This is a genomic window from Bradyrhizobium sp. cir1 (genome assembly GCF_014198245.1).
GTDB lineage: Bacteria > Pseudomonadota > Alphaproteobacteria > Rhizobiales > Xanthobacteraceae > Bradyrhizobium.
This window is the reverse complement of sequence record NZ_JACIHE010000016.1, coordinates 54359-76190: the sequence shown is the minus strand read 5'-3', so window position 1 is coordinate 76190 and position 21832 is coordinate 54359. Positions and strand designations below refer to the sequence as shown.

At 64.4% G+C, this 21832-nt stretch carries 22 protein-coding genes; 8 read left to right on the top strand and 14 right to left on the bottom strand.

Annotation, left to right across the window (positions count from 1 at the left end; genetic code table 11):
- Positions 1-31 precede the first annotated feature (31 nt).
- The 5 genes from GGD63_RS27480 to GGD63_RS27460 all read right to left on the bottom strand — a co-directional run bounded on the left by GGD63_RS27480 (position 32) and on the right by GGD63_RS27460 (position 5159).
- Positions 32-655 carry an N-acetylmuramoyl-L-alanine amidase gene (locus tag GGD63_RS27480; RefSeq protein WP_183246452.1) on the bottom strand — a complete coding sequence of 208 codons (624 nt, stop codon included), beginning with the start codon at positions 653-655 and terminating at the stop codon, positions 32-34.
- 136 nt (positions 656-791) lie between these two features.
- Positions 792-2015 (bottom strand): GGDEF domain-containing protein, encoded by a 1224-nt coding sequence (locus GGD63_RS27475; RefSeq protein WP_183246450.1) that lies wholly within the window; start codon positions 2013-2015, stop codon positions 792-794.
- Positions 2016-2815: 800 nt separating this feature from the next.
- The gene (locus tag GGD63_RS27470) at positions 2816-3427 is read right to left on the bottom strand and encodes a LysE family translocator (protein ID WP_183246448.1); all 612 of its coding nucleotides are present in this window, start codon (positions 3425-3427) and stop codon (positions 2816-2818) included.
- 56 nt (positions 3428-3483) lie between these two features.
- The gene (locus GGD63_RS27465; protein WP_183246446.1) at positions 3484-3858 is read right to left on the bottom strand and encodes a response regulator; all 375 of its coding nucleotides are present in this window, start codon (positions 3856-3858) and stop codon (positions 3484-3486) included.
- Between the two features lie 494 nt (positions 3859-4352).
- Positions 4353-5159 (bottom strand): lytic murein transglycosylase, encoded by an 807-nt coding sequence (locus tag GGD63_RS27460; protein ID WP_183246444.1) that lies wholly within the window; start codon positions 5157-5159, stop codon positions 4353-4355.
- A 265-nt stretch (positions 5160-5424) separates the two neighbouring features.
- On the opposite strand from GGD63_RS27460, the gene GGD63_RS27455 reads away from it, so the two are divergent.
- The 3 genes from GGD63_RS27455 to GGD63_RS27445 all read left to right on the top strand — a co-directional run bounded on the left by GGD63_RS27455 (position 5425) and on the right by GGD63_RS27445 (position 7190).
- Complete coding sequence (locus GGD63_RS27455) at positions 5425-5952, top strand: hypothetical protein (protein ID WP_183246441.1); 528 nt, start codon at positions 5425-5427, stop codon at positions 5950-5952.
- A 125-nt stretch (positions 5953-6077) separates the two neighbouring features.
- Positions 6078-6419 carry a hypothetical protein gene (locus tag GGD63_RS27450; protein WP_183246439.1) on the top strand — a complete coding sequence of 114 codons (342 nt, stop codon included), beginning with the start codon at positions 6078-6080 and terminating at the stop codon, positions 6417-6419.
- Between the two features lie 534 nt (positions 6420-6953).
- Positions 6954-7190 carry a hypothetical protein gene (locus GGD63_RS27445; protein WP_183246437.1) on the top strand — a complete coding sequence of 79 codons (237 nt, stop codon included), beginning with the start codon at positions 6954-6956 and terminating at the stop codon, positions 7188-7190.
- Positions 7191-7346: 156 nt separating this feature from the next.
- Here GGD63_RS27445 and rpoD read toward each other — a convergent pair whose 3' ends face one another.
- Positions 7347-9503, bottom strand: coding sequence for an RNA polymerase sigma factor RpoD (gene rpoD, locus GGD63_RS27440; RefSeq protein ID WP_183246435.1), 2157 nt, complete (start codon positions 9501-9503; stop codon positions 7347-7349).
- A 376-nt stretch (positions 9504-9879) separates the two neighbouring features.
- Positions 9880-11898 carry a DNA primase gene (gene dnaG / locus GGD63_RS27435; RefSeq protein WP_183246433.1) on the bottom strand — a complete coding sequence of 673 codons (2019 nt, stop codon included), beginning with the start codon at positions 11896-11898 and terminating at the stop codon, positions 9880-9882.
- 319 nt (positions 11899-12217) lie between these two features.
- Between dnaG and GGD63_RS27430 the strand changes: the two genes are divergently transcribed.
- Entirely contained in the window at positions 12218-12781 is a 564-nt protein-coding gene (locus GGD63_RS27430) for a chlorite dismutase family protein (RefSeq protein WP_183246430.1), read from the top strand.
- Between the two features lie 184 nt (positions 12782-12965).
- Here the strand turns inward: GGD63_RS27430 and GGD63_RS27425 are convergent, their stop codons facing one another.
- The 3 genes from GGD63_RS27425 to GGD63_RS27415 all read right to left on the bottom strand — a co-directional run bounded on the left by GGD63_RS27425 (position 12966) and on the right by GGD63_RS27415 (position 15326).
- Positions 12966-13364: a gamma-glutamylcyclotransferase gene (locus tag GGD63_RS27425; protein WP_183246428.1), complete on the bottom strand. Its 399-nt coding sequence runs from the start codon at positions 13362-13364 to the stop codon at positions 12966-12968.
- A 198-nt stretch (positions 13365-13562) separates the two neighbouring features.
- Positions 13563-14414, bottom strand: coding sequence for a transglutaminase family protein (locus GGD63_RS27420; RefSeq protein ID WP_183246427.1), 852 nt, complete (start codon positions 14412-14414; stop codon positions 13563-13565).
- Positions 14415-15326, bottom strand: a complete 912-nt coding sequence (locus GGD63_RS27415) for a transglutaminase family protein (RefSeq protein WP_183246425.1) — start codon at positions 15324-15326, stop codon at positions 14415-14417.
- 91 nt (positions 15327-15417) lie between these two features.
- On the opposite strand from GGD63_RS27415, the gene GGD63_RS27410 reads away from it, so the two are divergent.
- On the top strand, positions 15418-16221 hold the full coding sequence (locus GGD63_RS27410) for an N-formylglutamate amidohydrolase (RefSeq protein WP_183246423.1): 804 nt from the start codon (positions 15418-15420) through the stop codon (positions 16219-16221).
- A gap of 192 nt (positions 16222-16413) precedes the next feature.
- Here GGD63_RS27410 and GGD63_RS27405 read toward each other — a convergent pair whose 3' ends face one another.
- The 4 genes from GGD63_RS27405 to GGD63_RS27390 all read right to left on the bottom strand — a co-directional run bounded on the left by GGD63_RS27405 (position 16414) and on the right by GGD63_RS27390 (position 20254).
- Positions 16414-17397, bottom strand: a complete 984-nt coding sequence (locus GGD63_RS27405) for a DUF3592 domain-containing protein (protein ID WP_183246421.1) — start codon at positions 17395-17397, stop codon at positions 16414-16416.
- A 73-nt stretch (positions 17398-17470) separates the two neighbouring features.
- Positions 17471-18091, bottom strand: a complete 621-nt coding sequence (locus tag GGD63_RS27400; protein ID WP_183246419.1) for a LysE family translocator — start codon at positions 18089-18091, stop codon at positions 17471-17473.
- Positions 18092-18275: 184 nt separating this feature from the next.
- Entirely contained in the window at positions 18276-18806 is a 531-nt protein-coding gene (locus GGD63_RS27395) for a hypothetical protein (protein WP_183246417.1), read from the bottom strand.
- Between the two features lie 2 nt (positions 18807-18808).
- Positions 18809-20254 carry an LVIVD repeat-containing protein gene (locus GGD63_RS27390; protein WP_183246415.1) on the bottom strand — a complete coding sequence of 482 codons (1446 nt, stop codon included), beginning with the start codon at positions 20252-20254 and terminating at the stop codon, positions 18809-18811.
- Between the two features lie 116 nt (positions 20255-20370).
- Between GGD63_RS27390 and GGD63_RS27385 the strand changes: the two genes are divergently transcribed.
- Genes GGD63_RS27385 through GGD63_RS27375 form a run of 3 tightly spaced genes read left to right on the top strand, consistent with a single transcriptional unit; the run spans position 20371 to position 21657 of the window.
- Complete coding sequence (locus GGD63_RS27385; RefSeq protein ID WP_183246412.1) at positions 20371-20685, top strand: helix-turn-helix transcriptional regulator; 315 nt, start codon at positions 20371-20373, stop codon at positions 20683-20685.
- A complete protein-coding gene (locus tag GGD63_RS27380; RefSeq protein ID WP_183246410.1) occupies positions 20678-21148 on the top strand; it encodes an SRPBCC family protein in 471 nt (156 codons plus the stop codon). Before GGD63_RS27385 ends, GGD63_RS27380 begins: the two co-directional genes overlap by 8 nt.
- On the top strand, positions 21145-21657 hold the full coding sequence (locus tag GGD63_RS27375; protein WP_183246408.1) for an SRPBCC family protein: 513 nt from the start codon (positions 21145-21147) through the stop codon (positions 21655-21657). Before GGD63_RS27380 ends, GGD63_RS27375 begins: the two co-directional genes overlap by 4 nt.
- Positions 21658-21832 lie beyond the last annotated feature (175 nt).

Here is a 21832-nt window from a genome sequence, read left to right as displayed (position 1 = left end):
CTACGTCGCGCCCCGGAATGACGACTGGGGCCTACTCCCCCCAAATCCTCGCCAGCGTCGCGAGCCAGCAGCCTTCGCAATAGCGCGCGTCCTTGTAGTCGATCCAGTTGTGCGCATAGACGCGCTCGAGCGGGATGTCGTAGCGCGCACGCAGCACCTTCACGAGGATCCTCCACGCCGCGACCTGCGCCTCTGTTGGTCCGGTCGCGACATCCGGATAGTTGCCGGCGAACTCAACGCCGATCGAATTGTCGCGAACGACCTGGCGATAGGTCGGCCTGTTGTCGATGTACTTGTTGTCGTTGCGGTTGGCGCCGTCGCCGTGGGTCGGCACCAGGTTCTCGGCGACGGCCCAGTAGACCGTGCCGTCGGTCTCCACCCATACCGTGACGCCGCGGCGCGTCGGATTCCTCGATTGCTCCGCGGCGCCGCCGCGCGCCGAACCCGCCGGCCCCTCGGTCTGGTGCACGATGATGTTGCGCCACGGATGGGCGCTGCGGACTTCGCCCCACGGCGCGAGCCAGACCAGCTTCAGGCCGGGAATGTCGGGCGTGCCGGAGAGGCGCGCGATCCTCGCGAGCTCGGCATCGGTTGCGGCGGCTGGCGTGATCAGAAGTGCGGCGAGAATGGCCGCGAGCAGGCGAGACATCATCATGCGGATCCAACAACGGACCCAAATCCTAGTGCATGATCCGGAAAAGTGCGAAGCGGTTTTCCGAAAAGATCATGCGCAAACAACAACCTAAAGCGCGATGACGATTCATCCAAATCTCCTCGCGCTTTAGCAGGCTTTACGCGAATGTGCGCTTGGTCTCGGCGGGCGCGATCGCCTCCGGCGAGAGCGGCGGGGCCGGATCGTAGACCGCAAAATCGTTCTTGCCGTTCTTCTTGGCGGCATAGAGGGCGTGGTCGGCGTGCGCGATGAGGCGGTCCGGGAATTGGCCGATGCCGCGATCCCACTCGGCGACGCCGATCGAGATCGCGATCGGGATCGCGATCGGGATCTCCTTGGCCGTGCAGGCTGCGGCATCCTGGCGGCAGACCTCGAGCACACGGCGGGCGATCGCGGCCGCCTCGCGCAGGGACGATGACGGCAGCACGATGCAGAACTCGTCGCCGCCGGTGCGGGCGAGCATGTCGCCGGGCCGCAACCGTGTCTGCGCCATCAAGGTGAAGTGCCGCAGGCAATCGTCGCCCGCGGCGTGGCCGTAGGTGTCGTTGATGGTCTTGAAGCCGTCGAGGTCGATCACCAGCAGCGAGAACGGCTCGCCGCTGCGTTCCGAACGGGCGCATTCCTCGGACAGACGCTGCAGCAGATGGCGCCGGTTGGCGACGCCGGTGAGATCGTCGAGCAGCGCGAGGTCGGCGACCTCGCCCCGCAGCCGGTCCATCGCCATCAGCAGGAAGCCGAAATTGAGCGTCATCGACAGGAACAGCAGCCCCAGCACCATGACGGCATGGTTCTGACCGGCCGCGACGGCCGAGAAATCATAGCCGAGCAGGTTGCCGACCGTACGCACCAGGAAGATCGCGATAATGATCACGATGACGATACCTGACAGCTTGGCGCCCGGGCTGACACGCCCCACGGGCGGCGACAACAGCAGATGCAGCGCCAATACCAGCGGCAGAGCCTGGCCGATCGTGTAGCTGAGCATGCGCAGCTGCATGTGGTCGAAACCGACCTTGAAGAGCACGACGCCGGCGAGGCTCAGGGCGCCTGTCCCGCCCATGAGGCGCCATGACACCGGCCGATCATAGAAGCGCTGAATACCCATGGCGGCAAAGCAGCTCGCCGCAATGATGCCGGCCGCGCCAAGCAGAAGCGGCACGGGAGAAGATACAAACAGACGCGCCAGCGCCGTCATTGCGCCAGCCGCGCCGACAAAGGCTGATGCCATCCAGAACCGCGCAGCCGCGAATTTCGGATAGGAGCGCGTCACATAGGCCCAGATCAGGCCGAGCGCGAGGAAGTTGACGACGAAGACCGTCCAGAGTGTCGGTACGTTCAGCATGGCGCGTGCGGCACGCGCAGCGCCCCGTCCCCCATTCCTGGCAGCCGTCCGTCCATGACCCATCCCCGTCTTCTTGCGGGGAATGATGCGTGGGCTGCGCTTAACGGAGTCTCACTGCGATCCTTCAAAGCGCGCCTTTGGTTTTGGATTCATGAACGGCGCGGCCGCGTTGTCGGATCGTTAGGCATGTCGCCGCCGTCCCGCGCGGCCTTGTCGCGACGCGCTCGATGCGGATTCGCGGGCAAAAATCACCCGAAAATGCATCTGAGCTGTGGATAACGCGATGACACGGATGTGACAGCACAGGGCAGAGCCCTGCGAATCTGCTGAGTTTATGGTCGAGGATATTGCGAGGCTGGCCCTCCGCCGAGCATCCCTCGTGTCGCGTTCCACCATTAAACCCTAAGAGGATACTATGGCTAAGAAAGCGAAGAAGGCGGCGAAGAAGAAGGCGAAAAAGGCCAAGAAGGCGAAGAAGAAGTAACGCGGCTTCTTTTTCTTTGCCCGGGTGGAGCCTCGCTCCGCCCGGGCATCGGGTGGAAGAGTTTGAAGGTGGCGGGCGCAAGGCCCGCTTTTTTATTGCCTTGCTCCGCACTCAGCTAGCGCGTCTCCCTCTCCCCGTTCTTACGGGGCCGCGACGAGCTTCGCTCGCGCTGAGAGGGCGGGGTGAGGGGCCTCTCTCCATACGCGCGATTGTCGATGGATCTGTACCCCCTCACCCGGATCGCAAGAGCGATCCGACCTCTCCCCGCAAGCGGGGAGAGGTGAAGGAAGGAAGCGGGGAGAGGTGAAGGAGAAGCCTACCGCTCCGCGAACGCCAGCTTGGCGCCGAGGGCGGCGAAGCCCGCCGCGAAGCTGCGGCGCAGCCAGGCCATCACGGCGGGGCGGGAGATGACGCGCTCGCGCACCGAGGCCGCACACAGGCCATAGACGGCGAACACCACAAAGGTCATCGCCATGAAGGCACCGCTCAACTCGAGCATCCGCGCCAGCACATGAGCCTCGTCCGCCGCGACGAACTGCGGCAGGAAGGCGAGGAAGAAGATCGACAGTTTTGGATTGAGGATGTTGATCAGGAAGCCGGTGACGACGACCCGGCCGCTCGACCGCTCGCGGATCTCGCCGTCGACCGCGAGCGCGCCGGTTTCGCGCAGCGCCTGCCAGGACATGTAGAGCAGATAGAGCACGCCGCCCCATTTCAGCGCGGCAAAGGCGAGCGCGCTGGTGTGGAGCACGGCGGCAAGCCCGAGCATCGCAGCACACATGTGCGGCACGATCCCGAGCGTGCAGCCGAAGGCGGCAGCGAGGCTGGCACGCGAGCCGCGCGTCAGTGCCGCCGCCAGCGTGTAAAGCACGCCGGTACCGGGCGAGGCGACCACGATCAGCGAGGTGAGCAGGAAGGACCAGGACATGGACCAACGCTATCACCCCGCCTCGCGGCAGGAAAGTCAGGCGGCGCGATCGGCCGTCAGGACATTTGCGCGATCTCGGCCTCGCGCAGCACATCGAGCGGCGCCCACGGCTTGGCCCAGAATTTCGCGCCTTCGGGCAAGGGCTGCTTCAAGGGGCGACCGGAGGTGACGACGACGTCGAGCTTCGGATTGCGCTCCTTGGCGACGTAAGCAAGCTCGACGCCGTTCATCCGGCCCGCAAGCTGCACATCGGTCAGCATCAGGCATAGCGCGCCGGCGCTCTTCTCCAGCACGCGTTCGGCCGCCTCGGCGCTTTCGCACTGAATGACCTGATAGCCGCTCTCTTCCAGCAGAAGGCACAACATCTCCCGCTGCATGACGTCGTCTTCAACGATCAGCGCCGTTGCGCGGAATGGCTGTGCCTGTCCCATCGGCCGCTCCCAGTGATCGATTGCCTAACCTATGTTAAAAACCAAGTGCGGGTACGGTTCGGTTTCATTTCAAAAAAATGTAAACCGCGGTTCCATGACCGGAGACTTGACGCGGCCACCACCCCCTCAGTCGTCGTCATGGCGAAAGCCAGGACCCATAACCACCGAATTCAGTTTGGCGAAGACCGGCAGTTTGCTCAGCCAATGCAGGTGACTGAGAGCCGTCGTAGCAATTACTCCCTGGGGTAATGCGGTCCTGGCTTTCGCCAGGGCGATGGTGGAGGGAAATCGCGCGGCACCCCTCCGCTGTCATTCCCCGCCACCGGGTCTCGCCTCCGGCGAGCCCGATGACAGGCTCCGGCGGGGAATCCAGTACGCAGCAGCCTCTCGGCTCAATCACTGCCGTCTCTGGAATACTGGATCGCCCGGTCGAGCCGGGCGATGACACCACGTGTGGTGCGCGAGCACTCCGCTTCTCTACAGCGGATCCCCCCTCACTGCCCCGCCAGCCGATCGGCGAAATACCCGATGGTCTTGCGGTAGACCACCGCCCTGTTCCACTCGCGCATCGCCTCGAAATTGGCGGTGCCTTCGCCGTAGGGCTGGCCCATCTTGAAGCCGTTGGTGTGCAGGAGGTTCGCGGTCGAGGCGAGCACGTCGGGCACGCTGTGGCGGAGGTCGACATGGCCGTCGCCGTCGAAATCGACGCCGTACTTGATGTAGGACGACGGCAGAAACTGGGTCTGGCCGATCTCGCCGGCATAGGCGCCGATCAGGTCGCGCAGCGGCAGGTCGCCGCGCTGCACGATCTTGAGCGCTGCGAGAAGTTCGCCCTGGAACAGGTCGGTGCGGCGGCAGTCATGCGCGAGGGTTGCCAGCGTGCGGATCACCGGCAGCTTGCCGATGTCGCCCTTGCCGAAATCGCTCTCCAGCCCCCAGATCGCGACCAGGATATAGCGCGGCACGCCGAACTGCTGCTCGATGCGCGAGAGCAGCGCGGCGTGGCGCTGCAGCAGCGCCCTGCCGCCATTGATGCGGCCCGGGCCGACGCGGGTGGAGACATACTGCTCAAAACTCTTGTTGAAGGTGTAGCGCTGGCGCCGGTCGAAGGCGAGCACGGCGCCGTCCTGGGTGATGCCGCTGAACGCCGCACTGGTCACGTTTCCCGAGACACCGGCTGACTGCGCTTCCGAGGCCATGGTGGCGATGAAGCTGTTGAAGTCGCCGCCGCAGCGCGCGGCCTGCGCCGAGCCGCCAGCCAGACCAATGAAGCAGGCAACGGCCAGAGCGTATCTCAACATGTCGAGCGATCCCCCAGAAATTCCTAAAGCATGATCCGGAAAAGTGCGAAGCGGTTTTCCGGAAAGATCATGCGTAAACAACGACCTAAAGCGCGATGACGATTCATCCAAATCTCATCGCGCTTTAGTGCGAAGCAGCGCGATCATGCCCGGGAAAGCCGCCATCGTCAAAGCGGCCCGCTTGATCCGTATCAACGTGTCTGATGCCCTGCTTTCTAGACTGGCAAGGAGAGCCGCCCGAGAGAAGTGCCCAGGAGAAATGCCAATGACCGGAATTACCTTGACCGCCGAGCAGATCCGCAATGCACCCTCCCCGGTGCGGCAATGGATCGAGCAGGAGGTGATCAGTTCGCTCGGCCTTGCGCCGCGGACGCAAGCGGCCGCGCCGCCGCAGGCCGCCCATCTTGTCGCCTGCAGCGTGGAGGACATGGCCGGCGTGCTCGAGCACATCCGCGGCGTGTTTCCCGCCGTGAACGTGCTGTTCGAGCTCGGGCGTCCCGGCATCAGTTTCGGCCAGCCCGCGGTGATGACGTTCCGACTGATGGACATCCTGCATCACGCCCGCCTGCAGGACATCGGCCAGGTCATGACGTGCCTGGAGATGCTCAACCAGGCGCTGACCGAAGTGAGGAAAGACCCCTCGGTGCGGTTCTGCGGCTTCGACAATGAGGGCCACTGCCTGATCGCGCCGCAGACGCAGGTGAGCATCGCCACGCTGTGGCAGACCATGATGGAGCGCCAGCAGGCGGCGCAGGCACGCGAGACCGGCAGCCGGGTGGCACCGGCGGCGTGAGAGGGACAACATCGTGGTGCAAGAGACATGATGCGCATCATGGCTCGCAACTTCGTCGCACTCCGGAATGACGGATGAGAGAACTGCCTTTATGATGCGGGCGCTGGTGTAGGAGGCAATAAGCCATGCCTGACAATCATCAACCTCAAGCAACCCGCCTTCTTCGCATCCCGCTGTTCCGCCTGCTCGCCATCAACCTCGCGATCGGCGCCTGCGCAGCAGTGCTGCTCGTCGGCGGGCTGCTCTGGCTCAACCCCGGCCATCTGCGCGAGCTGATCTTCGCCGACCGCACACCCGGCATCGCGCTCGTTCTGCTGCTCGCCTCCTTCCTCATCACCTTCGGTTCCGCGGCGATGGGCAGCGCGATCATGGCGCAGGGACGTAAAGAGGATGACGGCAAGCGCGGCGGCGGAAATGGATCGCGGCTCGCCGTTCAGGAAGTGACGCAACGTCCGCGCACGCGTTGAGATACCCACCGCAGCGATGGAACTCGTCTTTGCGCAGGGGAACTGTTCTGCACGCCAACGGGAAGACGTTGCAGCCGGACGCATTTCTCTACAACGTGCGCAACGCTCGCTGCATTGCGAGAGCAGCAATATGAACAAAGTGCTTCGATGATCCAAACATTTGCTTCGATGTGCATGGGAATTCGACGTCACGATCACCGCATATCTGCTGCGCTCGCTGCGACACCGACGCTCTCACGATTTGCCTTGCCACGGCATGACGCAATCTATAATCTTCTATTCTAGGTTGTTGCCCTGCCAGCCCCGGGCGACGCTGAAGACTAAAAATAGACGGCGGGCTTTGCGGCCCGCCGTTTATTGAGGGTTCGCACCGGACCTTCGAAAAGCGCATGGCGCTTTCCTCCTGCAAACAGCTTCCCTCCTGCAAAAAGATGGCGCCGATCGATGGCGCGGAGCCCTCCGCAAGACCACGGCTGCATGCTGATAACAGCGAAAGCCATTTGACTGCGGCGTCCTGATCGACGACAAGCCGCCATGGCCAAGAAACCCGGAACCAATCCCAAAGGCGAGTTCGCCTTCTTCAACGTCGTCTACGAGGACGGCTCCCAGCGCTCCAACCGCCGCGTGCCCGCCGAGCTGCTCGGCGGCCTCGACGGCGACGAACCCGCGCGCAGCTTCATCATGGAGCAGGACCGCGAGATCGCGGAGAAGTCGGGCCGGCCGGCGCTGGAGATCAAGCAGATCGAGCGGGTGGGGGCGAAGAAGAAGTAGACCTCCAGCTTCTCCACGTCATTGCGAGCGCAGCGAAGCAATCCAGAAATCCCTCCGCGGAAAGACTCTGGATTGCTTCGCTGCGCTCGCAATGACGAGCAAAACAAAAAACGGCGGGCCAACGCCCGCCGTTTTGCTTTGGATCGCGGTCTACGATCAATTATCCAGGAACGACCGCAGCTTCCTCGACCGGCTCGGATGCTTCAGCTTGCGCAGCGCCTTGGCTTCGATCTGGCGGATGCGCTCGCGCGTCACCGAGAACTGCTGGCCGACTTCTTCCAGCGTGTGGTCGGTGTTCATGCCGATGCCGAAGCGCATGCGCAGGACGCGCTCTTCGCGCGGCGTCAGTGACGCCAGCACGCGCGTAGTGGTCTCGCGCAGGTTCGACTGGATCGCGGCGTCGATCGGCAGGATCGCGTTCTTGTCCTCGATGAAATCGCCGAGGTGTGAATCCTCTTCGTCACCGACGGGCGTCTCGAGCGAGAGCGGCTCCTTGGCGATCTTGAGGACTTTTCGCACCTTCTCCAGCGGCATGCCGAGCTTCTCGGCGAGCTCTTCCGGGGTCGGCTCTCGGCCGATCTCGTTGAGCATCTGGCGGGAGGTGCGCACGATCTTGTTGATCGTCTCAATCATGTGCACGGGGATGCGGATGGTGCGCGCCTGGTCGGCGATCGAGCGGGTGATCGCCTGCCGGATCCACCACGTGGCGTAGGTCGAGAACTTGTAGCCGCGGCGGTACTCGAACTTGTCGACCGCCTTCATCAGGCCGATGTTGCCTTCCTGGATCAGGTCGAGGAACTGCAGGCCGCGGTTGGTGTACTTTTTCGCAATCGAGATCACGAGACGGAGGTTGGCTTCCACCATCTCCTTCTTGGCCTGGCGTGCCTCGCGCTCGCCCTTCTGCACGGAGTGCACGATCTTGCGGAACTCGACGATCTCGAGGCCGGTGAGGGCAGCCAGCTGATGCACCTCGTGGCGAAGGTCCTTGATACGGTCCTTCTCGTGATGGACGAAGTTCTTCCAGCCCTTGGCCGACAGCTTCGAAACACGATTGAGCCAGCGCGGGTCCAATTCAGAACCGGTGTAGTTGCGCAAAAAGTCTTCGCGCGCGACGCCATGGCTGTCGGCAAGGCGCATCAGGCGGCCCTCGTGCGAGACGAGGCGCTTGTTGATGTCGTAGAGCTGCTCGACGAGTGAATCGATACGCGCCTGGTTGAGGCGCAGCGACTTCACCTCGACGATGATCTCGTCCTTGAGCTTGCGGTACTTGCGCTCCTGGTGCGGCGACAGCGAGGGCCCGTGCGAGGTGCTCTCGAGCTGGTTCTGGATGTCCTGCTCCTGGAGCTTGCGCAGCTTCTTGTAGCTCTCGGCGATCTTGTCGAAGATCTCGACGACCTTGGGCTTGAGCTCGGCCTCGATCGCCGCGAGCGACATCTGGTTCTCGAACTCGTCGTCCTCGTCCATGTCGGCTTCGGCGGCGGCCTCGCCCGGATCCTTCTCGGCTTCGCCATTGCCGGCGGCGGGCGCGGCGCGGAACGGGGTCGGCGACGGGGGAGCTGCGGGCGGGGCGACATGCGCGGGTGCAGCGCCGGTCGCGGCTGCGGCCTCGCCGCCCTCGGCCGAGGCTTCGCCGTTCTCGCCGGCGGGGCCGCCGATCATCGCGGTGTTCATGCCGCCCTTGGCCTCGGGACCGGCATAGGTCGCTTCGAGATCGATGATGTCGCGGAGGAAGATCTTGCCTTCGTTGAGCTCGTCGCGCCAGATGATGATGGCCTGGAAGGTCAGCGGGCTTTCGCAGAGGCCTGCGATCATCGCCTCGCGGCCGGCCTCGATACGCTTGGCAATCGCGATTTCGCCTTCGCGGGAGAGCAGCTCGACCGTGCCCATCTCGCGCAGATACATGCGCACGGGATCGTCGGTGCGCTCGCCCGGCTCGCTCTTCTTGACCTCGGTGACGGCCTTCTGGGTGACCTCGACGAGCTCGTTGTCGGTCTCGTCCTCGCCGCCCTCGTCCTTGTCCTCCTCGCCTTCGCTGTCGTCGGCCTCGGTGACGTTGATGCCCATGTCCGAGAGCATCGACATGATGTCCTCGATCTGTTCGGGCGAGGTCTGGTCGGACGGCAAGACTTCGTTGAGCTGATCGAAGGTCACGAAGCCGCGCTTCTTGGCCTGCTTGATCATCTTCTTCACTGCCGCATCGGACAGGTCGAGCAAGGGAGAGGGCGCGTCCTGGGAATCTTTCTCGGGAGCATCCGCTGCCTTGTCGTCTTTTTCCTTGTCCTTCGCCTGCAGCGTCTTTGCCTTGGTGGCCATCCATTGCTCCTAAACGCGCTTCATGCGAGACGATCGCCGCGCCCGCGTGAATTCACTTGAACCTGTTTGCTCGACGCTCTCGCTTCGGCAGCTCTCGACACGGAAAGGGCGGCGCGCATGTCTCTCGCCACCCCCAACTCTCTCTCGCCGGATTTGCCTAACGCTTCGTGAGCCTCTTTGTCGCGGCGGATGCAGGTGCAGTGCCAACAGCTAATGCGCGGATTCATTCCTGACGCGTCTGTTCTGCCTGCGGCCGCCTCTGGGCCAAAGTGCTACAAGACCGTTAAGCCTCGATTAACCCTGTTTTTGCCGCCAAACCTTGGATTTGGCGAGTCTTTTAGCGGTTGCGGCCCCGGCCGTCCGCATGATTCTTTCATCACACGCTCTTCTGGAACCGACCCGACAGCTCGCCAAAACCCTCGATCAGGGCCTCGGTACCGTCGACTTCTCCTATCCGAGCCTTGACGTCACGCAGCCATGCCAAATTGGCCTCGCTGGGGTCCTCCCCCAAGGCCAGCTCGGCGTCTTTCAGCTCTCTAAGTAGTGAATGCCATTGCCGATGCAAGGCAACCAGCTGATGCCAGGTGGCAAGAACGTCGTCCCGCGCCGCCCCCTCGCGGGCGCCCCACACCGCTGCGGTGGTGATCGCCCGCTCAACCCTTTGAAGTAACGGGGTAAATCCGCTTTTCTCGAGGTCGGAGCGCATCTTCTCGGCCTGCTCCTCGGGGTCCGGAGAATGATGATGATCGTTGGCGAAGGCGGCGATAACGCCGGCCCGGAGCTTGTGGGCCTCGGAATGCGCCAGCTCCAGGGCCGCGACCTCCTCGAGGTGGTCGTGCAGCAGCCAGGGGTGGTTGATCAGGATTTGCAGGATCAGGGCCTCCCGGCGGGAAATGGCGCTGCGCTGGCCCTTCATGATCGGGCTGGCCGCGAGCTGGGGACTCGCCGCCTGGTAGGGGCCGGAGGGCAGCAGGGTCGGTCCCGGCGGGCCGCGGCGGCCGCCGCCAAATCCTCCACCGAATCCTTGGGCCCCGAATCGATTCGCCTGCCCCCCGCGGGGCTGGAACGGCCGGCCGCCGCCGGGGCGAAAATTGCCGCGGCCGCCAAAGCCGCCGCGCCCGCCTTCGGGAGCGAAGGTGCGCTGCAGCCGCTCGACGAATTCGTCGCGGTAATAGCGCCGCACCACCTCGTCGCGGATGCCGTTCGTGAGCTCCTTGATGCGCGCCTCCAGCGCGGCGCGGCGCTCGGGCGTGGCGAAGTTGCCGCCTTCGAGCTCGCGCGACCAGATCATGTCGGCGAGCGGACGCGCCGCCGCGATCACCTCCTCGATCGCGCCGCGGCCACCGGAGCGCACGAGATCGTCGGGGTCCTGCCCTTCCGGCAGCAGCGCAAAACGAAGACTCTTTCCGGGCGCGAGGAAAGGCAGCGCGAGATCGGCGGCGCGATACGCCGCCTTCTGTCCGGCGCGGTCGCCGTCGAAGCAGAGGATCGGTTCGTCCGCCATCTTCCAGAGCAGCGCGAGCTGGCTTTCGGTCAGCGCCGTGCCGAGCGGCGCGACGCTGCCGGCAAAGCCCGCGGTGACCATGGCGATGACGTCGACATAGCCTTCGACCACGATCAGCGATGCGCCGTCATGGGTGGCTTTACGCGCGGTCTGGTGGTTGTAGAGATTGTCGCCCTTGTGGAAGAGCGGCGTCTCCGGCGAGTTCAGATATTTTGCCGGAACGTCCTTCTCCAGCGCGCGCCCGCCGAAGGCGATGACGCGGCCGCGCAAGTCCGTGATCGGAAACATCACGCGGTCGCGGAAGCGGTCGTAAGGAACGGGAATGTCGTTGCCGGCGACGAGCAGCCCGGTCTCGACCATGTCGTCGACGGAGATTCCGAGCTTGCCGAGATGCTCCTTCAGCGCGAAGCGATCGGGCGGGGCGTAGCCGAGGCGGAACTGCAATTGCGTCGCCGGCGAGATGGCGCGGTCGGCGAGATAGCCGCGCGCTTTCGCGCCCAGGCGCGAGGCCAGCGTCTCCGCGAAAAACTTGGCGGCGAGATCCATGACGTCATGCAGCGAGCGCCGCCGCTGCTCCTGCCGCGCCGCATCCGGCGTCACCGCCGGCAGCGGCAGGCCCGCCATGCCCGCCAATCGCTCGACGGCCTCTGCGAACGGCAGGCCGTCGGTCTCCATCACGAAGGTGATGATGTCGCCGTGCTTGCCGGAGGAGAAGTCGTGGTAAAAACCCTTCTGGTCGTTGACGTAGAAGGACGGCGTCTTCTCCTGCTGGAACGGCGACAGCCCCTTCCACTCCCGCCCCGCCTTCTTCAGCTTGACGCGCTTGCCCACGACCTCGGAGACCGAAAGCCGGGCACGAAGCTCGTCGAGGAATTGGGGCGTGAAGCGCATGGGATCTGTGTAGCGCGAACCGGGGTGAGTCGGGCGAAGGATCAGGGATATAGGTGCGGGGTCGCCAAAGGCCAGGTTTGTCGGGCTTATCCGGGTTATTCGACCTATGCACAGGGCCTCTCACCGTAACCCTGAGGTGGCCGCTTCTTCAGCGGCCCTCGAAGAGCGACGGCCCGGCTGCATCCGGGCCGATTCATCCTTCGAGGCTCCCATGCGGCGCGGCGCGCCGTATGGGAGCGCCTCAGGATGACGGCACCAACATCCCGAAATGACAGCGGAAAGGCTTGAACCGCGCCCGGTTCCACGCTTCCATACCCCCATGTTCAGGACCTTTCGAGGCGGCCACAGCGGGGGCTGGCGCGTCACCTCGATTTCAGCGGTGACGGGCGAGCCCCTGCCGTTCATGCCGGCGCTGTCGGTGACTGACAGCGACGCGGTCTCGTTGCCGCTGGTGCCCTCGCGCAATGCCTGGCGGCTGGTCGGCGTTGCCAGCAGCTTGCGCTACACCGAGCGGCCCGAGAAGGAGCAGCTCGGCGCGGTGCAGGCCGTACTCGGCCGGGTGGAGGCCACCAGCGCCGCGCTGATCCCGATCCGCAAGTCGCAGGCCTGGTGGGACCTGGCGCAGGAAGAGCGTCGCAAGATCTTCGAGGACCGGTCGCACCACATCGCCAGCAGTCTTCGTTTCCTGCCGGCGATCGCGCGCCAGCTCTATCACTGCCGCGACCTCGGCGAGCCCTTCGACTTCCTGACCTGGTTCGAATTCGCCCCCGCCGATGCCTCGCTATTCGAGGAGCTGGTGGCAATGCTCAGGCAGACCGAGGAATGGAGCTATGTCGAGCGCGAGGTCGACGTGCGCGTGGTGAAGGAAGTGCTGTCGGCTTAGTGGGACGAATCGCGGGCCACAATGACGGTCCGCTCCCTCGCCCCGTTCTTACGGGGAGAGGGTGGGGTGAGGGGCTTCTCTCCATGCGCGAGATCATCGAGAGACCTGTACCCCCTCACCCGGATTGCATCTGCGATGCAATCCGACCTCTCCCCGCAAGCGGGAAGAGGTGAAGCATCCGCGATCAGTGGTCGAGGAAGCGCCCCGACTCGATGCGGGGCAGATCGGTGACGGGCCAGTTGTAGACATAGGTCCAGGCCTTTCCGGATGTGCCGTCCGGCAGCGTCACGTCGATCAGCTCGCGCAGATATTCGGTCGGCTCGGGAAAGCCTTCGCCGCAGGCTTCATACATGTCGAGCTCGCGCAGCAGCTCGTCGGCGACGCGCAGCTGGAAGAGCTCGCCATGGACGAGGTCGGACGCAGCGTCCGACAGCAGCAATCCCGGATAATGCTTGATGAGGAACAGCCGGCCGCGGCAGGTCGCTTCACCGACGAAGTCCGCGTGCTGCGAAAGCAGCCGCGCCATCGGATGATCGAAGCCGCGCATCAGGGTGCCGTAGACGAAGAGACGGTTGGAGGTCATGGGGGGTCTATAGCTGCGATTGATACGGAGCGACAGCGCTACAAGCACGCCGTCGTCCTGGCGAAAGCCAGGACCCATAACCACCGAATGCGGGAATGGGCAACCTGATGGCGACAGCGTCGCGCCACACTAACAGTCGGGGTAATGGGTCCTGGCTTTCGCCAGGACGACGATGAGGAGGTATTGCGCCCAACTTCATCACAAACGCGTTGCGCCGCCTGACCCCGCCTTCACCACAGCCGCGCCGACCACCTCCTCGCTCACCACCTCGAACTTCTTCAGCTCCATCCGGCCAAAGCTCGTCGACAGCGCGACGTCGGCAGCGTCGCGCCCCGTTGCCATCAGGATGCGGCCGATGCGCGGGGTGTTGTGGCGGGCGTCGAAGGTGAACCATCGGCCCGAGAGCCAGACCTGAAACCAGCCGGAGAAATCCATCGGGAACGGCTCGGGCGGGATGCCGATGTCGCCCATGTAGCCGGTGCAGTAGCGCGCGGGGATGCCCATGCAGCGGCAGAGCGCGACGGCCAGATGCGCGAAGTCGCGGCAGACGCCGGTCTTCTGCTCGTAGACGTCGTGCGCCGACTTCATGTGATGGGCGTGCTCATAGCCGAAGGTGACATGCTGATGCACGAACGCGGTGATGGCAGAGACGCGCTGCCAGCCCGGCTCGGTCTTGCCGAACAGCGACCAGGCGATGTCGGTGAGCTTGTCGGTCTCGCAATAGCGGCTCGGCATCAGATAGAGCAGCAGCTCGTTCGGCAATTGCTCGATCGGGATCTGCTGCGCGGCCGGCATCACCTCGTCGGGCAGGCCGCTGTCGCGCACCAGCGCGCTGCCCTTCAGCGTCACGCCACCGGCCGGTGCCATGAGGCGGCCGCACACATTGCCGAAGACGTCGTGATAGAAGCGGATCGGAACGTCGGGCTCGGCGACCACCGTCTCCCGGCCGATGATGTCGGCCTGTCGCGACAGGTGGATGTTCAGCATGATCACCATCGGTGTCGGCTGCACCGCCGCGTAGGTGATCTCGAAGCCGACCCTGATCTCCATCTACGAAACCTCTGTCTCCATCTCTGCGTCGCTGTCCTGGTCGTCCGAGACCACCTTGATGTTCACTTCCATGACATCGAAGGCCTCTTCGGAGCCGATATAGACGCCGTGCAGCGGGATCGCCTGGCGCGGGTCGCGGGCGACCGCGACGCGGATGAGATCGCGAGTCCCGACAATGCCGTTGGTCGGATCGAACTCGATCCATCCGGCGCTCGGCAGATAGACCTGCACCCAGGCATGGGTCGAGCCGCCGCCGACGTGGCGCTGCGCGATGTCCTCGGGGACGAAGATATAGCCGGAGACGAAGCGCGCGGCGATGCCGAGCTGGCGCAGCGCCTCGATCATGAACAGCGCATAGTCCCGGCAGGTTCCGGTACCCGACTGCAAGGTGTCGAGCGGATGCTGGGTGCCGGGCTCGTGACGCTTGCGATAGTTGAACTGCTTGCGGATCGCATGCGTGATGCCGCTCAGGATCTTGAAGGTCGGCGTCGGCGCCTCCTCGTCGAGGAAGCCGCGCGCCCATTCCGCGATCTCGCCGTCGGGATCGGCATATTGCGGCGTGATGTACTGGACGAGATCGGCGAACTCTTCGTCGTCATAGACGAACGGATAGAAATAGGCGGCATCGTCCGCGGTCAGCGCGAACTCGTCGACCGGATTGTGCTCGACCGTGACATGCCAGTCGAAGGTCAGATGGTCCGCGCGCTCGTCGAAACTCGCGATCGCGACCGAGTTGCCGAACACATCGTGGATCCAGCGCAGCGACATCGGCTCGGGCGAGATCTCGAGCCTGGAATCGAGCACGCGCAGATCATGCCCGTCGCGCGGACGCAGCATGATGCGGTGTTCGCCGAACGCCACGGGGCGGTTGTAGCGATATTCGGTCTTGTGATGAATCGTGAGCAGCGGCATCGTCCGGCAATCATGGTGATTTTGGGCGGACCAATCTATACCGATTCCTGCCCAATTTTCGGGGTGACTGCTTTTTCCATAGGCAATCTGGATGGCTTTAGACACAGCCGGCGCGGCCGATCAACTGCTCAGCGAGGGTGACATTCCGCCAGTGCATGAGGTGAATGCAGAAGGCACATCGCCCTTCCTGCTCACCTCGGATCACCACGGACGCGTATTGCCGCGCGCGCTCGGCGATCTCGGCATCCCCGAGAGCGAGCTTGTCAGGCACATCGGCTGGGACATCGGCATTGCCGGCGTCGCCGAGCGCCTCGCCGAGATGCTCGATGCGCACCTGATCGCGCAGCGCTATTCGCGGCTCGTGATCGACTGCAACCGTCCTCCCGGCGCGGCAAGCTCGATCCCCGTGATATCAGAGGCGACCACGATCCCACGCAACGAGGCAATCTCCGACGCCGAGCGCGCCGCGCGCCGGCGCGAGATCTTCGAGCCCTATCATCATCGTATCGACGCCACGATCGGCCGGCGCCTGCACGACAAGCGGCCGACGGTGCTGGTGTCGCTGCACAGCTTCACGCCGGTTTATGCCGGCGTCGCGCGGCCCTGGCACATCGGCGCGCTGTACAATCGCGACACCGTGCTGCCGCAGCTCTTGGTGAAACATCTTCGCAGCCAGGGGGATCTCGTCGTCGGCAACAACGAGCCCTATGCCGTGAGCGACCTCACCGACTACACCATCCCCGTCCACGGCGAAGCCCGTGGCCTCGTCAACACCGGCATCGAGATCCGCCAGGACCTGATCGCGGACCAGTCCGGCCAGCAGCAATGGGCCGAGCGGCTGGCAAGGGTCTTTGCGGAGATCGAGGTGGAGCTGCGGGCGGCGCTGTTGGTGTAGCCAGCCAGGCCGACGGTGCGCTCCCTCGCCCCGCTTGCGGGGCCGCGACGAGCCTCGCTCGCGCTGAGAGGGTTGGGGTGAGGGGGAGTCTCCGCGGAGACGGTGACAGTTGGATTCGTGGAGAGTCCCCCTCACCCGAATTCGAGCTACGCTCGAATTCGACCTCTCCCCGCAAGCGGGGCGAGGTGAAGGTCAACCGCCGCGCGTTGCGACGAACAGCGCCAGCGCGGCGAAGATCGCGGCGATGCCCCACAGCACGTAGGCCATGCGGCCATCGCCGCGGGCATCTAACGTGGCTTCGGCCGGGTTGTCGGGATTGACGCGGACCTCGACGGTCGCGCCGTCCTGGTAGCGCGAAATCAGCTTCTTCAGCATCTCGTCGGAGGCAGCAGGCGTTTCCGCCGCGACGCGCGCGCATTCATTGGTGTAGCTGATGTTCTGATAGCGATAGGTGTAGGTCACGCGCTTGCCGAACATCTCGAGGCCACGCGCCTCGCCGGGCTCGCTGGCCTCGTGATACTCCTCGATGCCCGACAGCTTGATCGAGCCCGGCACGACCGGCCAGCGCGTCGCCATCGACGCCTGCCGCTGCACGGCCCACGCCATCAGCGCAATGACGAGGCCGAACGCACCGAAGGCGACGACGAGGCCCGCAAGATCGGGCCGGCCAATGTGATGGGCGAGATATTGGTAGCTCTGGTTGAGGCCGAACACCGAGCCGAAGATGATGGCGATCACGATCGCCGAGCCGATGCCGAGGCAGCCCCATAGCCCCTTGGGCAGATCGCGCTCCAGCACGGCCTGATCCGGATGGCGCGGATTGTAGTAGACAGTGACGATGCTGCCGGCCGGATATTTCGCCAGCTTCTCGGCGACCTGGAAATTGCCGAGGTCCTCGCCGATCGAGATGCGGTTACCGCGCAGCTTGCGACCGCCGACCGAATATTCGTAGGTGACGTTGGCGAAGTTGCGGCTCTCGGTGCGATAGCCATCCTCGCGCTCGTCATCGGACACCTTGACGTCGCGCACCTCGGCGACCGAGGTGACGACCTTGCCCGCGGCTTGCGGCCAGCTCCGCGCCTCGCGCGCCTGCCAGGTCTTGACGATGGCGGCAATCAGGATGAGCGCGAGCGGCGCAATCAGCATCGCGTAAACGAGCGGAGGCAAATTCGGCACGGTCAAAATCCCTGGTCAGCGGCAATGCTTCCTTGGACGCACCGCCACCGCCAGAGGTTCAACCGGTGTCAGCTCATTTGGCCCTTGTCAGCGCCAGCCAGATACCGCCGCCGATCATGAAGCCGCCGGAGATGCGCGACATCAGCCGCGTGCGGCGGGCCGAGAAGAATTTTCGGGCGCGGCCCGCTGCGATGGCGTAGAGCGCATCCGTCATCACGGCGGTGACCATGAAGGTGGCGCCCAGCAGCGCGACTTGCGGAAAGTGCGGCTGGCTCATGTCCATGAACTGCGGGATGAAGGCGCCGAAGAACACCAGCACTTTCGGATTCGACAGCAGCACCAGGAAGCCTTGCAGGAAAAACCCGCCGCGCGGCGGCGGAGGCGGTGCATCGAGATCGACGCCCTCGACCGGCGCCCAGATCAGCCTGATGCCGAGCCAGACCAGATAGGCCGCGCCGGCAAAGCGCACCCAGTCGAACCAGTAGCCCATGGTCGCCATCAGCGAGGTCAGGCCGATCGCGACGATGCCGATGACGATGGCGAGGCCCGCTTGCGCGCCGGCAACGTTGGTCAGCGCCGCACGCGTGCCATGGCGCAGGCCATTGGCGATGACCAGGGTGACGATCGGACCCGGCAGCAACGCCAGCGCAATGCAGGCGGCGACGAAGGCGAGATAGGCTTGCATGGACATCATGAGGAAGACTCGGCTGAGGACGGATTGGGGGTATTAATGCATGACGGAGGCGGGAACGGAAGTAAGATGAACGCGGGGCGCGCGCCAACCAGCGCTGTCATACCCCGCGAGCGTCTCTGGAATACTGGATCCCCCGCCTTCGCGGGGGATGGCGGCGGAGAATGCGGAAGCGGGCGCACCAACATCACCTTCCATCGAGCGCAGCCGCCATCCATTGCTTCATCTCCTCCGTTTCCAGGAACGCCAGTGCCGCGCTCTGCACGGCGTTCGCCTCGCCCGGGCCTTGCGCCACTGCGACGAGCAAATCGCAGCGGCGCGACAGCGCGAGGCCGGTGGCGGCGTGGCGGGCGCCGTCGGGCATGTCGAGGCCGTAGTGCCTGATACGGCCCTGCATGGCGGCGACGCCGATGAGGTGACCCGGCGCTGCGGGGACAAAGCGCGGACTGATCAGGTCGAGGTCGGTGACGCGGTCGACCTCGTCGTCGTCGGCGACACCGGTGTCGCAATTGCAGAAGCCGCGCTTGGCGCGGATGTAGAGCTCGGCACCATCGCATCCATCAGCGATACAGCGGAACGCGCGGCCTGCGGGCCAGCCATCGCGGGGAAACGGCCAGGCGATCTCCTGCCAACGTCCTGCGCGCTCCGTCTCATCCGCTCGCGCTCCGGACAGCGCGCCAAGCGCGATCACGGCCGCGACAACCATCGCGCGCCGCATCGTCAGTTCCTCGGCAGCCCGGCCACAGCGCGCGCGGGACCCGTCAGTTCGAGAATGTGCAGGCCGGTATTGGCGCGGTCGACGATGTAGATGTAGCCGCGATCATCCGTCTCGACATTGTTGGTCTGGATCGCGACCTTGCAGCGCTCGCCGCCTTCGACCGGAATGCAGCGCTTGTCAGTCGCGCTCGTGATCGCCGGAACGAAATAGCCGACTTCCTTCGGATGGTAGGGATCGCGGATATCGAGCGCGCGTACGCCGGCATTGAAGAAGGCGATGAAGGCCATCTTCTTGTAATAGACCGGCGCCATGCTCTCGTTCGACGAATGCGAGCCGAACCGGCCGCCGCGCTGGCAGAACTGCCCGCTCGCCTCCGGCACGGTGTAGCTCGAGATCATCATCGGCCGCGTCTCGGTGGTGACATCGGCGAACCACACCATCTGCCGCGCCTCGCCGCATTCGTTGAGGATCGCCTCGTCCACGATCATGACGATGTCGCGCGTCTTGCCGTCCTTGTCCTCGGCGAATTCCGCAACAGGCATGTCGAGCATCGGGAACGTCGTATGCGCGCCGTTGAAGGCGGACATCGGCATGCGCGCAATCTCGGGAAAGCGGAGATTGTCCGGCGTCGGCTCCATCGGCCCGGTCAGGAGCTTCTCGCGATCGACGATCTGCAAAATGCCGCCCTTGTTGGTGCCGTAGCCGAAATAGACGCGGTTGCCGTTAGGTCCGGTCGAGATCGGTCCATGCAGCTCGGTCGGAACCGCGCCGGTCGAACCCGGCTCCTGGCCCGGCAGGCCGAAGTCGCGGATCTTCTGCGGATGCGCGGGATCGGAGAGGTCATAGACCTGCGTCATGCGGCGCGTGCGCCAGTCCGGCGCACCCGAGACCAGAAAGGCGATGCCGGTGTCGCATTCCCACCAGCTCTTGTGCGTGTCCTTCAGGCCGGCGATGCGCGCGATAAGCACGGGGCTGGCAGGGTCGGTGACGTTCCAGATCTCATGCGCCTCGCTGCCGAAGGTGCGCAGCATGTAGACCGCGTTCGGATCGCCCTTCGGCAAGGTCTTGCCGTCACAGATCCGCACCATCTGCGCGCCGCCGGATTCGTACTTGCCCTCCTGCCCCGGCAGGTGCCGCAGATACTTTGGACGCGCGGGATCGGTGACGTCGACGATCGAGGTTCCGTTGGGCTCCGCCTGCCCCGTCATCGGATTGACCGGCGCGGGCGCATCGTCGGTGCCGCCGTGATGGCCGATATAGGCGATCCAGCGATCGCCCTGATGATGGATGGTCGGCTGATAGGCGCTGCGCGCCTGGAGGTCGTTGGTGCCGACCAGCTTCATGTTGGAAGCTTCGGGCGGCGCGCCGATGGTCTGCTTCTGGGCGTAGGCGGCGGTGCTGCAGGCGAAAAGGACGAGGCCTGCGGCAGTCAAGACGCGACGGAACATCAATGTCCTCCCGGAACCAATCTGCGTTGGCTGAGATGAAAGGCTAACACGGTCGATCCTACCGCCTAAAGACACCATCTTGACATGCAACCATTTGGTTGCCTATTATCACCGCCATGGATGAGGTCTTCAAAGCGCTCGCCGACGCATCACGACGCTCGCTTTTGGACAGGCTTCACGCCAGGAACGGCCAGACCCTGAATGAGCTCTGCGAGGATCTCGCGATGACGCGCCAGGCCGTCACAAAACACCTTGTCATTCTCGAAGAGGCCAATCTGGTCACGACCATCAGGCATGGCCGCGAGAAGCTGCACTACCTCAACCCGGTGCCGATCCATCAGATCGGCGAACGCTGGATCAGGAAGTTCGAACGCGACAAGCTCGTCGCGCTCGGCGAGTTGAAACGCCAGTTGGAGAAGCGCGATGAGTAAGCCGCAATTCGTCTATGTGAGCTATATCGAGACCACGCCGGAAAAACTGTGGGAGGCGCTGACGTCGAGCGCGTTCACGAAGCAATATTGGTTCGGTGCCGAGGTCAGATCGGACTGGAAGGTCGGCTCGCCCTTCGCGCTCCTGCTCGACGGCGAGGTCACCGATTCCGGCGAGATTTTGGAGGCCGATCCGCTGCGGCGGCTGTCCTACAGCTTCAAGCACCACAAGTTCGAGGAACTGCGCGGCGAGCCGATCTCGCGCGTCGTCTTCACCATCGAACCCTTTGGCTCGCTCGTGCGTTTGACCGTGCTGCATGACGGCTTCGTCGAGGGCGGCAAATATCTCGGCGCCGTCTCCAACGGCTGGCCTGCGATCCTGTCTCAGCTCAAGAGCCTGCTGGAAACCGGCAAGCTGCTCGGCATCCCACGCGCAGCCCTCAACAGGGGATTCGACGCAAAATGAACCTCGATCAGTTCAAACCGTTGACAGTCTACACCATCTACATTGCCTCCACGCCGCAGAAGGTGTGGGAGGCCCTGACCACGGCCGAATTCAGCAAGCAGTATTTCTTCGGCAACGCCGTGGAGGTCGAGCCGCGGCTCGGCGGCGCGTTCATCGTGCGCACGCCTGACGGCGCGCTGCACATCAGCGGCGAGGTGCTCGCATACGACCCGCCCCGAAAGCTCTCCGTCACCTTCAACGTCAACTGGCCGGACCTGATCGAGAAGCTCGGCCCGACGCTGGTGACTTACGAGATCGAACAGGTCGGCGATGCGGTGCGTCTCACCATGAGCGAGGGCCATGACCGCCGGCTCAGCGACGATATCCTCGAAGGTGGACGGCAGGGCTGGCCGGCGATCCTCTCCAGCCTCAAGAGCGTGCTCGAGACCGGCAAGCCGCTGGTGGTGAAAATGGGCCCGCCGCAGCGGATGCTCGATGCGCTGAAGGCGATGGGGATCAAGACGCCGTAACCGTGGCAATCTCCGCCGTCATCCCGGACAAGCGCGCCCCAAGCGCGCGCCGATCCGGGATCCATAGCCACAGGATGAAGTTTGGCGAAGACTCGTGGTTACGACTTCGCGCCCACAACTTCTCCCTGGGATTATGGGTCCCGGATCAGCGCTCCGCTTCGCTCGCTTGTCCGGG

Coding starts and splice junctions, on each gene's coding strand:
- dnaG (WP_183246433.1), bottom strand. CDS start 11,898: ATGCGCTTCACGCCCCAATTCCTCGACGAGCTTCGTGCCCGGCTTTCG.
- GGD63_RS27460 (WP_183246444.1), bottom strand. CDS start 5,159: ATGTTGAGATACGCTCTGGCCGTTGCCTGCTTCATTGGTCTGGCTGGC.
- GGD63_RS27395 (WP_183246417.1), bottom strand. CDS start 18,806: ATGCGGCGCGCGATGGTTGTCGCGGCCGTGATCGCGCTTGGCGCGCTG.
- GGD63_RS27420 (WP_183246427.1), bottom strand. CDS start 14,414: ATGGAGATCAGGGTCGGCTTCGAGATCACCTACGCGGCGGTGCAGCCG.
- rpoD (WP_183246435.1), bottom strand. CDS start 9,503: ATGGCCACCAAGGCAAAGACGCTGCAGGCGAAGGACAAGGAAAAAGAC.
- GGD63_RS27470 (WP_183246448.1), bottom strand. CDS start 3,427: ATGTCCTGGTCCTTCCTGCTCACCTCGCTGATCGTGGTCGCCTCGCCC.
- GGD63_RS27385 (WP_183246412.1), top strand. CDS start 20,371: ATGGATGAGGTCTTCAAAGCGCTCGCCGACGCATCACGACGCTCGCTT.
- GGD63_RS27400 (WP_183246419.1), bottom strand. CDS start 18,091: ATGATGTCCATGCAAGCCTATCTCGCCTTCGTCGCCGCCTGCATTGCG.
- GGD63_RS27465 (WP_183246446.1), bottom strand. CDS start 3,858: ATGGGACAGGCACAGCCATTCCGCGCAACGGCGCTGATCGTTGAAGAC.
- GGD63_RS27430 (WP_183246430.1), top strand. CDS start 12,218: ATGTTCAGGACCTTTCGAGGCGGCCACAGCGGGGGCTGGCGCGTCACC.
- GGD63_RS27445 (WP_183246437.1), top strand. CDS start 6,954: ATGGCCAAGAAACCCGGAACCAATCCCAAAGGCGAGTTCGCCTTCTTC.
- GGD63_RS27410 (WP_183246423.1), top strand. CDS start 15,418: ATGGCTTTAGACACAGCCGGCGCGGCCGATCAACTGCTCAGCGAGGGT.
- GGD63_RS27390 (WP_183246415.1), bottom strand. CDS start 20,254: ATGTTCCGTCGCGTCTTGACTGCCGCAGGCCTCGTCCTTTTCGCCTGC.
- GGD63_RS27475 (WP_183246450.1), bottom strand. CDS start 2,015: ATGCTGAACGTACCGACACTCTGGACGGTCTTCGTCGTCAACTTCCTC.
- GGD63_RS27415 (WP_183246425.1), bottom strand. CDS start 15,326: ATGCCGCTGCTCACGATTCATCACAAGACCGAATATCGCTACAACCGC.
- GGD63_RS27375 (WP_183246408.1), top strand. CDS start 21,145: ATGAACCTCGATCAGTTCAAACCGTTGACAGTCTACACCATCTACATT.
- GGD63_RS27455 (WP_183246441.1), top strand. CDS start 5,425: ATGACCGGAATTACCTTGACCGCCGAGCAGATCCGCAATGCACCCTCC.
- GGD63_RS27450 (WP_183246439.1), top strand. CDS start 6,078: ATGCCTGACAATCATCAACCTCAAGCAACCCGCCTTCTTCGCATCCCG.
- GGD63_RS27425 (WP_183246428.1), bottom strand. CDS start 13,364: ATGACCTCCAACCGTCTCTTCGTCTACGGCACCCTGATGCGCGGCTTC.
- GGD63_RS27480 (WP_183246452.1), bottom strand. CDS start 655: ATGATGATGTCTCGCCTGCTCGCGGCCATTCTCGCCGCACTTCTGATC.
- GGD63_RS27380 (WP_183246410.1), top strand. CDS start 20,678: ATGAGTAAGCCGCAATTCGTCTATGTGAGCTATATCGAGACCACGCCG.